8 protein-coding genes and 1 pseudogene are annotated in these 11,599 nt (G+C 62.9%); 2 read left to right on the top strand and 7 right to left on the bottom strand.

Annotated elements, in window-relative coordinates; genetic code table 11:
• Positions 1 to 222, bottom strand: a pseudogene (locus FHJ30_RS20240) (xylose isomerase); the annotation flags it as partial.
• A gap of 269 nt (positions 223 to 491) precedes the next feature.
• On the opposite strand from FHJ30_RS20240, the gene FHJ30_RS20235 reads away from it, so the two are divergent.
• On the top strand, positions 492 to 1,472 hold the full coding sequence (locus FHJ30_RS20235) for a Gfo/Idh/MocA family protein (RefSeq protein WP_139031046.1): 981 nt from the start codon (positions 492 to 494) through the stop codon (positions 1,470 to 1,472).
• A 519-nt stretch (positions 1,473 to 1,991) separates the two neighbouring features.
• On the opposite strand, the gene FHJ30_RS20230 is transcribed toward FHJ30_RS20235, so the two are convergent.
• The 6 genes from FHJ30_RS20230 to FHJ30_RS20205 all read right to left on the bottom strand — a co-directional run bounded on the left by FHJ30_RS20230 (position 1,992) and on the right by FHJ30_RS20205 (position 9,944).
• Positions 1,992 to 3,290, bottom strand: a complete 1,299-nt coding sequence (locus FHJ30_RS20230; RefSeq protein ID WP_205677062.1) for an endo-1,4-beta-xylanase — start codon at positions 3,288 to 3,290, stop codon at positions 1,992 to 1,994.
• Positions 3,291 to 3,375: 85 nt separating this feature from the next.
• On the bottom strand, positions 3,376 to 4,341 hold the full coding sequence (locus FHJ30_RS20225) for an acetylxylan esterase (RefSeq protein ID WP_139031045.1): 966 nt from the start codon (positions 4,339 to 4,341) through the stop codon (positions 3,376 to 3,378).
• A 74-nt stretch (positions 4,342 to 4,415) separates the two neighbouring features.
• Complete coding sequence (locus FHJ30_RS20220; protein ID WP_139031044.1) at positions 4,416 to 6,734, bottom strand: beta-glucosidase; 2,319 nt, start codon at positions 6,732 to 6,734, stop codon at positions 4,416 to 4,418.
• Between the two features lie 26 nt (positions 6,735 to 6,760).
• On the bottom strand, positions 6,761 to 7,627 hold the full coding sequence (locus FHJ30_RS20215) for a carbohydrate ABC transporter permease (protein ID WP_139031043.1): 867 nt from the start codon (positions 7,625 to 7,627) through the stop codon (positions 6,761 to 6,763).
• Positions 7,624 to 8,646 carry a carbohydrate ABC transporter permease gene (locus FHJ30_RS20210; RefSeq protein ID WP_370633181.1) on the bottom strand — a complete coding sequence of 341 codons (1,023 nt, stop codon included), beginning with the start codon at positions 8,644 to 8,646 and terminating at the stop codon, positions 7,624 to 7,626. Before FHJ30_RS20210 ends, FHJ30_RS20215 begins: the two co-directional genes overlap by 4 nt.
• A gap of 11 nt (positions 8,647 to 8,657) precedes the next feature.
• Entirely contained in the window at positions 8,658 to 9,944 is a 1,287-nt protein-coding gene (locus FHJ30_RS20205) for an ABC transporter substrate-binding protein (RefSeq protein ID WP_139031042.1), read from the bottom strand.
• A 204-nt stretch (positions 9,945 to 10,148) separates the two neighbouring features.
• Between FHJ30_RS20205 and FHJ30_RS20200 the strand changes: the two genes are divergently transcribed.
• Positions 10,149 to 11,156: a LacI family DNA-binding transcriptional regulator gene (locus FHJ30_RS20200; RefSeq protein WP_139031041.1), complete on the top strand. Its 1,008-nt coding sequence runs from the start codon at positions 10,149 to 10,151 to the stop codon at positions 11,154 to 11,156.
• Positions 11,157 to 11,599 lie beyond the last annotated feature (443 nt).

Genomic DNA, 11,599 nt, shown 5'->3' with positions numbered 1-11,599 from the left:
GTTCTTCAGGATCAGGTCCCGCTCCGAGGCGCTGGCGTCGAACGGAACCAGGTCGTTGTCGTGGAACGTGATGCCGTACGCGCCCAGTTCGGCCAGGCGGTGCACCGCCTCGACGGGGTCCAGGGCGGCACGGGTCGCGACACCAAACGGGTCCGCGCCGGTCCAGCCCACAGTCCAGAGGCCGAAGGTGAACTTGTCAGCAGGGGTGGGGGAAATAGCCATGATGCGTCCTTGCACTCGTGAGATCGCCGTCGTTCAAGCTTTAGTTTACCGCCTGAACTATATAAGCTGGATGGGTTGGGGTCAATGGGCCGTTGCTGGATCGCCAGTGCTGCTGTTTTGTTCCTCTCGACGTTCCGCTGCCTTGGCTTGCGGCGGGCGGCAGATGCAGCTCCACAGTGTCTGGTTGGCACCCGCCCGCTTGGCAGGGATACTCGTACAAATTGACCGAATAGACTGCGGGTCCTGGCGCCGCGGCAAGGAGACATGCAGTGTTAAGAATCGGAATTTTGGGCGCAGCAGGCATAGCGCCTGCGGCAGTCATCCGGCCCGCTAGCCGGCGAACTGACGTAGAGGTCGTCGCGGTGGCCTCCCGCCGTACAGCGTCTGCACAGCAGTTCGCCGACCAGCACCGCATTGGCCGTTTCTACGGCGATTACTCCGCTTTGATGTCCGACCCCGGCGTTGATTTGGTCTATAACGCGTTGCCACCCTCCGAGCACGCCAAGTGGTCGATCGCCGCTTTGGAAGCAGGCAAGCACGTGCTCTGCGAGAAACCCTTCGCTCTGAATGCTGATGAGGCTGCACGAATGCTGGAGGCTGCGCAATCGACAGGTTACCGCCTCATCGAAGCCTTTCATGACCGGTATCACCCCCTAAGCGCGGAACTCGATGCCGTCAAGGCCTCCGGCGCGCTCGGGGAGATTCTGACGCTGACCGCGGACTTTTCCAGCTCGAATCCGTTCGATCCCGCGTCCCTGCGACACGACCCGAGACTGGGAGGCGGATCGCTGATGGACCTCGGCTGCTACCCGGTTCACTGGGTGCGGGCGTTCATGGGCGAAGAACCAACGGTGGTCCGAGCCAGCGGGTCGCTCAACCCCCTTGGCGCGGACCTGAGCGTGGCGGCCGACCTCGAGTTTCCCTCAGGAGCAACAGCGCTCATCACCTCAGCAATGCTGGAAGAGCCCGGGCACCTGAACTCATCTCTCGAAGTGGTGGGCACTCAAGGGAAACTCGTCGTCAAGAATCTGGTCTTTCCTTCGAGGGGGCACTCCATCTCCCTGAGCCATAACGGGCTGGACCGGATCTGGACCGTACGAGGCTTTGAGACCTACGACCACCAACTCGAGGCCATAGTCCATGGTCTTCAGTCAGGCCAGGAGTTGCTCACTGAGGGCTCCGACAGCCTTTTCAACATGAAGGTCATTGACGGAATCTACGCTGCCGCGGGTTTCGGCCCTGTGAAGTGACGGTGCACCTTTCCCGGCAGTGGCATGCCCGGAGAGCACGGCAGAGAAACCGAGGCTTCCCTCCGCATCACCCTCCCAACCACCAGCAACCCACAAGCCAAATCGGCCGACGTCGAACATGCTCGACTCCCGGTCCTTGCCGAGCGATGAAGACTGCCTCGTCACCAACTCCCTTTTGACATGCCGTCAATAGGACGCGCAACCTCGAAGCCTGGCACGCTGTACTCCAAAATGACATAGACCACGGACTGTCCTTTCGGACCCCCAATTTGCGACCAACGGTGCAATGTCCCATCCTGCCCCCATCGACCAGGAGATCTCTGAACCGCGTGGCTACTACGTCGCCATGGTTAGTTGGCTTTGGAACCGCGCGCCGTCATTGCCCGTCGCGTGGTCAACACTTGTCGGCTGGCCGAGGCGATCTGATTCGAACTGGTCGAGGCCGGGCGTCGAGCCTGTTTAGCTGCCCGGGAACGGTACTACCAAACGCCCGCCCTTCAGTTCCTGGCTTGAGTTGAATCACTCATGGGGAAGGAGCCGAACAGGTACTGCGTCTAGTCCGGCTGTCACTGAGAAACGTCCAGTGGCTGGGCCGGCGGTTACGGAATAATCGCCGAAGAATCCCTCAACTTCGACACGCCCGCTGAGGTCGGTGCGTGCTGTTGTCGGCGCAGTCCACCAGTCACCCTTTATGAGTTCGTGGAGGGCCCTGTACGACGGTTTCAGGGTTCCGTCGGAGCGCACCAACCCGCCAGGGGCCCCGAGCCACGCGCCGTTATCGGTCAAGCCCCAGTAGTTGATTGCCTGGACGGCCGGATGCGAAACGAGGGAGCGGTAATGACGCCGAATCTCGTCTGCCTGGCGTTCTTCGTCTTCCGGAGTGCTGGGCCACTCGGATACGCGGTAGTCGTTGAGGTCGGTGATCTCGGATGGCATGAGGTGTCCAGAGAGAATGGTGCTCTCGGTCATATGGATCGGCAATCCATACCGCGCGAAGCGGTCGACTGTGGACAGGATTTCGTCTTCTCCGCGGTAACCCTGGTGCATGTGCGTCTGCAGACCGATCGCGTCGATCCGGATCCCGGCTTCCAAAGCGCCCTCAATGAGACACTCGTAGGCCGACGATAGGTCGAAGTCGTTGATGAGGAGAGTCGCCGACGGATTGGCGCTGCGCGCCTCTTCAAAGGCCATTCGGATCATCTGGATGCGGCCGCGGTCATAGGCGAGACGGGTGATGCCGTTGTCTTCGCGGTCGAACACCGGCATGATGACGACCTCGTTGATGGCGTCCCAGGTGTCGATGAGCCCTGCAAAATCTGCCACGTCCCGCCGGATCCGCTGGCGTTGGACCTGTTCGATTTCGTCCAGGGGCAGACCGAGGAGCCAAGGGGCCGTGACCGTGTGCCAGACCAGTGGGTGGCCTTTGACCGTCACGCCCCGTTCGGCGAACCACTGGGCGGTCGTTCTAAGCCGCTGGGTGTCGGGGCGCCCGCGCTTCGGTTCGAAACGGCCCCAATAGAAAGGCAAGGTTGCCGTATTGAAGAGGTCGAGCCAGAGGCCGGACAGATGGGCGAGCTGGTCGATGTCCGCGCCGCCAAATGCCTCAATCTCTGCGGCCGAAAGGTCCTCAGACGCTTCGCCATTGGCGAGGGGGATAAAGTCGAAACCTATGTTGCCGAAGGCAAACTCATGGCGTGTCTGCTCAATCACGACGTCGGCGTCCCTCAGCGGACTTCCGTCGGCGGTCATGATGGCCAGGGACACGCGGCGCCGCCTATGCGACATGCTTGGATCGGCGGTTTGGGCGGGTGCACTCATGCTGTACTCCTTGACGGGTGTAGGGGCTTTTTTGACTGCGCGGGCCGGATACGCCGCCCGCCGCGGCGGAGTGGCCGGAAGCTTGTCAGTGGAGGATTTCCGAAAGAAATCGTCGCATGAGCCGATCATCATCCGGTCCGCCTGCCTCATGGCCGTTGTACGGCCAGACCTGGATTTTTTTCTCTCCGGCGTAGGCGTTGAAGGCGGCGAACACGGTGGACGGCGGGGTGATCAAGTCCATCAGCGCTACCGAAAAGTAAGCAGAGTGCCTCGCCCTGGCCGCGAAGTTGACGCCGTCGAAGTAACTGAGGGTCTCTTGGACGATGTCGATGTCCTGTCGGTGGGTTGAAAGGTAGTCGCCGACTTCTCGGAACGGGTAAGCGTCCGTGATCGTGGTCGCGCGGGGAAAGTCGCAGAGGAAAGGCACGTTCACGGCGACGGCGGACAGGTCCGGGACGAGTGCGCCAACGGCCAGTGCGATGGCCCCTCCCTGGCTCCCTCCGGTGACCGCGATGCGATCCGGATCGATGAAGGGTATGGTGCGTGCTGCATCGACGGCGCGCACACCGTCCGTCATGAGACGCCGGTAGTAATAGGTCTCCTTGTCTTTTATTCCCTTGGTCATGACCCCCGGTACTTGGGGGCCCGATGCACCCGCCGTGTCCGGAGTGTCCCCGATTGACCATCCGGATCCTTGGCCGCGGGTGTCCATCTGGAAGTGTGCGAAACCTGCAGAGGCCCAGAAAAGGTTTTCCCAGGGACGTCCCCGTCCCCCGCCGTACCCCATGTACTGGACGATGGCGGGCAGGGGCCCGGACGCGGACTTCGGGGTTCGCAGCCAGGCCTTGACCGGTTCGCCCCCGAAGCCCGGAAAGGTGACGTCGTAGACATCAAGGGTTTCCAGGCCTTCCGCTACAGCTTCGATCACGGTTTCCCCACCCGCCTGGCGGGATTCCTCCAGGGTCTGTTCCCAGAACGTATCGAAGTCGTCGTTGCATGTCTGGGAGCTCTTGTAACTCCGAAGCTCAGCTTCGGACAGATCGTTGTACATGGGCGTCCTTTCAGAGTGCGGCAAATCGGCGGTCGAGTGGAAGAAACTTCACCGGCGGCAGCCGCAAACCGGTCCTATGCCCTTGAGGAGGGGGCCGGGATATGGATCGTGGATAGGGCCAGGCGGCGGTCGGCGGCGGTCACGACATATTCAGGACCGCCGATCGAAAGACTTGCTGTGGTCTCGCGCTGCGCACAGGAAGAGCCGACCCAGAGATCGACGGCGCCGGGCTCGACAATCCGGTCGCCACTTGGACCCGTGAAGGCCAGTCGCATAGTCGGCACGTCGAACGTCACCAGTGCGCTCTCCCCCGGTTCCAGCGAAACCCGTGTGTAGGCAAGGAGCTGCGCCACCGGACGGGTGACACTGGCGTAGACATCGTGTGCGTAGAGCTGAACGAGGTCGGTGCCTGCGCGGTCACCCGTGTTCCGGACCGTAACCGTCGCATTGAAGGCTCCGCCGGCGGACACTGTATCCGGCACTTCGAGGCCGCTGTGCTCGAAGGTCGTATAGGTGAGGCCGTGGCCGAAGGGTAACACCGGGGTGCTGTCGGCGCTGGTCACGTCAGAGGGGCCGCCGAGAAGGGGGTGAAGGTAGGAGAACGGCTGTGCTCCCGCGGAGCGCGGGAGCGAGACCGGCAGATGTCCCGTCGGTGCGACACGTCCCGAGAGTACGGAGGCTATGGCAGGCCCGCCTTCCTCCCCCGGAAAAAACGCCTGCAATACGGCGGACGGAGTGCCCTGGCCCTCGATCGCCCAGCCGATCGCGTACGGACGGCCGGAAAGGACGACCATGATGGTAGGTGTGCCTGTCCGCACCACAGCCTCCACCAGTTCGCGCTGGACACCTGGGAGTTCCAGGCTCTCCACATCATTGCCCTCACCGACTGTGCCGCGGCCGAACAATCCAGCTCGGTCCCCAACAACGACGACGGCCACTTCAGCATCCGCGGCGAGGGCCGCTGCCGCGGGAATGCCGGCCCGGTCTTCGCCCTCAACCTCGCAGCCTTGAGCAGTGGCCACGGTAGCTTCGGGGAACTCGTCCCGTAACGCGTTCAGCACCGGGACGATAGAGAAGCCGAGGGGCACTCCCGGGTGGTGCGCCAGCACGTGGTTGGCAAACGAGTAGCAGCCCATCAACGCCTCCACGGCGGCGGCGTTGGGACCGAGCACGGCGATGCGTCGTGCCGTCCGGGCCAGGGGCAGGGTGCAGTCATTGGTCAGCAATACCAGCGACTCCTCTGCCAGGCGTCCTGCCAGCTCACGGTGCCGTGGGGTGTCAAGATCGATCTTGGCGGGCGGTGCGTCGAACGTTTCGTCGAGCAGGCCCAGCTCTTCTTTCTGGGCCAGGACCCGCAGCACGGCACGGTCCACTATCGCTTCGTCGGTCTGGCCGGCGCGGATGCGTTCGGCGAGCGGAGCGAGGAAGGAGTCGCCGGTCGGCAGTTCCACGTCGATGCCGGCCGTCAGTGCAAGTTCGGCGGCCTCGCCGCGGTCTGCCGCAATCCGGTGCATGGTATGCAGGAAGCTGACCGAGAAGTAGTCGGCCACAACCGTACCGTCGAAACCCCACTCGTCGCGCAGGACCCCGGTCAGATACTCGCGGTTCGCGGCGACGGGCACGCCGTCGATTTCCGCATAGGAATTCATCACCGAGCGCACGGCCCCGTCGCGCACGGCCATCTCGAATGGCTGGAGCAGCACATCCCGCACTTCGCGGGTTCCGGCATGTACGGGGGCATGGTTTCGGCCCGCCTGCGATGCCGAGTAACCAACGAAGTGCTTGAGCGTGGCGTGTACGCCCGCCGACTGCAGGCCCTGTACATAGGCGGTGCCGATTGTGCCGACGACATAGGGGTCTTCGGAGATGCACTCGTCCACGCGGCCCCAACGCGGGTCGCGGATGACATCCAGCACCGGGGCGAGGCCCTGATGGATGCCGAGCTCCCTCATCGAGGCGCCGATGGCGGCGCCCATGTCCCGGACAAGCTCCGGATCGAACGCAGCCCCCCAGGCGAGCGGGGTCGGGAACGTGGCGGCCTTCCAGGCGGCCAGCCCGGTCAGGCACTCTTCATGCACCAAGGCCGGGATGCCTAGCCGGGTCTGCTCGCGCAGCCGGCGCTGCTCGGACCACAGCCACTGAGCCCGCTCCAGCGGATCGACCGGACGGGTCCCATATACCCTGGTGAGATGGCCGATGCCCTCGGCCGTTGCTTCGGCGTAGGTGGGGACCGCGGCGAACTCGCCGTCAAGCGGGGCCACGTTCTCATCGCCCTTGTCTACCCAGTAGCCGACCAGTTGTGCCAGCTTTTCCGGAAGGGTCATCCGGGCATGCAGTCGGCTGACCCGTTCGGAGACGGCAGGGAAGGTCGGGTGGTTGCCAGGATTGCTCATGCTTCTATTCCTTAATGTGGCCGCCGTCAGCCTTTGACGGCGCCGGTGAGTCCCCCAACAATGCGCCGTTCGAAGAGGCTGAAGAACACCAGTGCGGGGATCATGGACAGGGACGTAAAGGCCAGGACCTGCGCGGTGTCCGTGGAGTATTGGGAGGAAAACGCCTGCACGCCCAGCGGGAGAGTGAAGGTGGCCTCCTTGTTCAGGATGAACAGGGGCAGCAGGTAGCTGTTCCAGCTGCCGATGAAGACCAGGATGCCGGTGGTGATCACGCCAGGAAGCGAGAGCCGCAGCACCATCCGGAAGAAGAAGCCGAGGCGGCTACAGCCGTCAATAAAGGCCGACTCCTGGATTTCGTCCGGAATGGCGCGCAGGAACGGCACCAGGATAATGATCGTGGTGGGGAGCGCAAACGCGATCTGCGGGAGGATGACGCCGGCCAGCGAGTTCATCAGGCCGAGGTTGCGCACCACAATATACAGCGGTGTGATGGCGACGGTAATGGGAAACATCAGCCCGGCCGCGAAAAGCGAGTAAAGCGCCGCGCGCCCCCGGAACTGATACCGGGCGAGGACGTAGCTGGCCATGAGGCCCAAACCGACTGCGCCGAGGGTGGTTACTGCCCCCACAATGGTCGAGTTCAGCACCTGCCGCCAGAAGACACTCCCGGTCATGACGGTGAGGTAGTTGCCTACGTTCCAGGGATTTGGAAGGCCAGCCGGGTCGGTCGTGATCTGCGCATTCGTACGGAACCCGCCAAAAATGATGTAGGCGATCGGCGCCAGCATGAGCGCGATGACCACAAGCGCCACGAAGTACACGGCGGGCGAGCCCCACGGCAGGCTTTGCTTGTCTGCCCGGCGGGGTCGCCGGGCGGCGATGGCGGCGGTCATCGCGCCTTCCTTTCTGTCAGTGCGCCAGCGGTGTCGCGGCGCAGCACGTAACGCTGGTACACCAGTGCGACGACGAGGGAGATGATGAAAATCACGACGGCGACAGCGTTGCCGTAGCCGTAGTTTCCGGCGTTTCGGCCGTTCGTAACCATGTAGCTGGCCATGGTGGACGTCCCGGCAGTGGACGCAACGTACTGGCCCCAGATGATGTAGACAAGGTCAAACAGCTGCAAGGCACCGATCACCGACAGGAACGCCCAGATACGCAGCGTCGGCCCGAGCAGCGGCAGCGTTATTCGCCGCTGGATCTGCCAGTAGGAAGCCCCGTCCAGCGCGGCAGCCTCATAAAGCTCCTCCGGGACGCCCTGCAATCCGGCAAGAAACAGGATTACCGCGAAGCCGATGTACTTCCATGTCAGGATGCCCATCAGGGTCCACATGGCCACGTTCGGGTCCGCCAGCCAATCGTGGGCCAGGGCGCCCAGCCCCAGGTTCCGCAGCCAGCCGTTGAGCGCGCCGTTGCTCTGGAGCATCAGGCTCCATCCCGTACCGACGACGACCTCTGAGATGACGTAGGGCACGAAGATCAGGACACGGATGACGGACTGACCGCGCATCCTCCGGTTCAGCAGCAGCGCCAACAGGATTGCTGCCGGCCCCTGGAGGACGAGCGAAGCCACCACGATAAAGGCGTTGTGGGACAGGGCCTGAAGGAATGCCGGGTCCTGCAGGATCACAATGTAGTTCTGCAGGCCCACGAAGTCGGTGGGCGGCCCGTATCCGTTCCAGCGGTAAAAACCGTAATATGCCGCCATCGCGACAGGCAGGATGACAAAGGCCAGGAAGAAGAGAATCGCCGGCCCTGCCAGGATTGCGATCTCCAACGGCACGGACCAGCCGATGCCGCGGCGGCGGCGCAGCCCCGATGGGAGCGACACGGCCGTGCCGCTCCCATCCCGCTGCGCGAGATCCGCTGTCGACGCGGAGTCGTTGGAGATTGTCTCGCGGGTGTTGCTCACGGATCTTCCTCTTAGCCCTTCTTGGCGGCGTCGTTCGCCGTCTGGATGAGCTTCTGCGGGTCGCCCTTGCCAGCCAGCATGTCGACGACGGCGACGTTGAGCGCATTGCCGACGTTCTGGCCGAGGACGGTGTCGAGCCACGGGGATACGTAGGGAGCCGCGTTGTATGACTTCAGGATTTCCTGCAGGTACGGCTCAGTCACAGACTTCTGCGCCTCGGTGTTCACAGGCGGGGCGTTGAAGGCCTTGTAGTAGGCAACCTGCTGTGGAGTGCTCGCAACGAAGTTGAGGAAGTCAGCGCATTCCTTGGGCGCATTGGCCGAGCACGAGTAGCCGTCAACACCGCCCATGATTGCAGCGGGGTCGCCTTTTCCACCGGGAACCGCGGGGAAGGGGTACCAGGAAAGGTCAGCCAGCGGCTTCTGGTCCGGAGTGAGCGAAGCAATGACGCCTGGATCCCAGGCGCCCATGAGTTCCATTGCAGCCTTGTGGTTGGCAACCAGTCCGGCAGAGCTGCCGGCACCCTGCTGCGCGGACGTGGTCAGGAATCCGTCGTTGAACGGCTTCTTGTCAGCAAAGTTCTGCAGATCCTGGGCCGCCTTCAGCCAGCAAGGGTCTGAGAAGTCTTTCGAGTCCGCCGACTTCTGCATGGTGGAGGCTTCGCACTCGCGCAGCGCGAACCAGTAGAACCAGTGCGCGGCCGGCCAAGCGTCCTTCGCGCCGAGCGCTACCGGGGCCACACCCGTCGCCTTCAATTTCTCGACGTCCTTTTCCAGGTCGCTGATCGTGGCGGGAGCCTCGGTGATGTTTGCCGCCTTGAAGAGGTCCTGGCTGTAGAAGAGGCCACCGGGGAGTACCGCGAGCGGCATGGCCCAGACCTTGTCCTGATAGGTTTCCGCTTTGAATGATCCTGCCGAAATTACCTTCTTCGTCTCGGGCGAGATCTTGTCGGTCAGGTCCATCAACTGTCCGGCCTGAACCATTGCCGTCATCTTGCCGCCGCCCCGCTGCAAGAAGATGTCAGGCGCGTCGCCGGAGTTAAGGGCAGTCTGCAGCTTGCCGTCCAGGTCCTCGTTCTGGACGGCCTGTACGTTGATGGTTACGTTCGGGTTTGCCTTCTCGAAGTCCGCGACCGCCGACTTCCAGAACTCCAGGCCCGGACCCGTCGTCGAGTTCTCCCAAAGTGTCATGGACACCTTGCCGTCCGAGGAGTTGCCGGAAGGACCGCTGCAGGCGCTCAGCGCCAGCGAACCCAAGGCCAGAACCGCGGCCCCTCTTAGGATCTTTGTGACTTTCATTCGTTTTTACCCGTTCTCCTCATTGAGCGCTGCCCATAAAGGCGCACTTGACGGCACAACCGCATCCCGCAAGGCACCCGTATCTGCAGTCAGATCCGGTCGATAAGTGTGAGCCGGAGCACTCCGGCCCCCTAAGATTTCCAAGCGAAGGAGGGTCCGTCAAACATTTTCGAAATCATTTTCCATGACGTAGGCTCGGTGCCCATGAGACGGCGTGCAAACATACGCGATGTGGCCAAGGCGGCTGGAGTGTCAGTTTCAGCTGTGTCCAAGGCCATTAACGGCCGATACGGCGTGTCGGTTGAAACGACCGAGCGCGTTCTTCAAGTCGCGCAGGCTCTGGGCTATGAGTCCAGCCTGGTGGCCAGCAGCATGCGCTCTCGCAAGACGGGCGTTATCGGGGTGCTGGTGGCGGACTTCGAGCCCTTCAGCGCGGAAGTTCTGAAGGGCGTCGCCGCCTCTCTCAGCGACTCCCGCTACGACCTCCTCGCGTACAGCGGCTCACGTCAAAAATCACCCGAGGGCTGGGAGCGCCGGTCGCTCAGCCGGTTGAGCGGCACTCTCATTGACGGCGCAATCATGGTGACGCCAACGGTCGTAAACGTCAGCGCGGATGTTCCGATCGTCGCTGTGGACCCGCACACCGGCCCGATGGACCTTCCAACCGTGGAGTCGGACAGCTTTGGCGGTGCCCGCAATGCAACCAGCTACCTGATCGACCTCGGCCACCGTCGTATCGGTTTCGTCTCCGGCCGCTCAGACCTCCGATCAGCCGCAGCGAGGGAGGCCGGCTACCGCCGCGGCCTCGACGAAGCAGGAATTCGTTTCAATCCGGCTCTGGTTGGCGTGGGCAACTACGACCAGGACTGGGCCCGCGAAGCCGCGCAGCGCCTGCTCACCAAGCCCGATCGTCCAACCGCGGTCTTTGCCGCGAACGACCTCTCAGCCATCATTGTCATTGAGGTGGCGCGTGAGCTTGGGCTGGAGGTGCCGCGCGACCTTTCCGTTGTTGGTTTCGACGACATTCCAGAAGCCTCGCAATACGCAGTACCGCTCACCACAGTGCGCCAGCCCATGGGCCACCTTGGCGCGGCTGCGGCCGATCTCGTTGTTGCGCTCATGAACGGGCAGACCCCTGAAGCGACCTACCTCAAAATGCCGACCAGGCTCATCTTGCGGGCCTCAACGGCCCCTCCGGCCGTGCCTGGCTAGTGGCTCCCCACTTAGGAGACCCGTTTCGAGCCTCTACCGGCGCTGGGCGGGCTCCTTATTTGCAGGCACCTCCCTACCGTGGCGCCTGGTGGTCGCGACGATCGACTCCCTTGCACTCATTCTTGCCGGGCTGTTGATCGACGCTGCACTGCGGGACCGCCCCACGCTAACTCTGCGGTGGCCGGCAGGCTTTCGATGAAGCGCTGCCTGCAGATTTTTTTGGATTACCCCTCGACACCGTTACTAAGTTTGCTTAGCATTAAGCTTCGATCAGTTGCTCTTCGCGTACAAATCGGCAGGCAGGCAATGCGACAGCCTGCGATCTGCAACCCTTGGCCTCCTCCAACCCTTCGGCTGGACTAACGGGCCACAATCTCATTTCCCCAACCTCTTCGCTGGCTCACTACACGTATTTGGGTGATGACCGCGCCGCCGTTCCGGGC

Source organism: Arthrobacter sp. BB-1 (genome assembly GCF_006151685.1).
In the GTDB taxonomy this organism is placed as follows: domain Bacteria; phylum Actinomycetota; class Actinomycetes; order Actinomycetales; family Micrococcaceae; genus Arthrobacter.
Note: the sequence above shows the minus strand (reverse complement) of the source record. Positions and strands in the feature narration are given on the sequence as shown.

What these genes read in the sequence shown, in the direction of transcription:
- FHJ30_RS20230 (WP_205677062.1), bottom strand. Translation starts at nt 3,290, where the DNA reads ATGAGTGCACCCGCCCAAACCGCCGATCCAAGCATGTCGCATAGGCGG.
- FHJ30_RS20225 (WP_139031045.1), bottom strand. Translation starts at nt 4,341, where the DNA reads ATGTACAACGATCTGTCCGAAGCTGAGCTTCGGAGTTACAAGAGCTCC.
- FHJ30_RS20220 (WP_139031044.1), bottom strand. Translation starts at nt 6,734, where the DNA reads ATGAGCAATCCTGGCAACCACCCGACCTTCCCTGCCGTCTCCGAACGG.
- FHJ30_RS20215 (WP_139031043.1), bottom strand. Translation starts at nt 7,627, where the DNA reads ATGACCGCCGCCATCGCCGCCCGGCGACCCCGCCGGGCAGACAAGCAA.
- FHJ30_RS20205 (WP_139031042.1), bottom strand. Translation starts at nt 9,944, where the DNA reads ATGAAAGTCACAAAGATCCTAAGAGGGGCCGCGGTTCTGGCCTTGGGT.
- FHJ30_RS20200 (WP_139031041.1), top strand. Translation starts at nt 10,149, where the DNA reads ATGAGACGGCGTGCAAACATACGCGATGTGGCCAAGGCGGCTGGAGTG.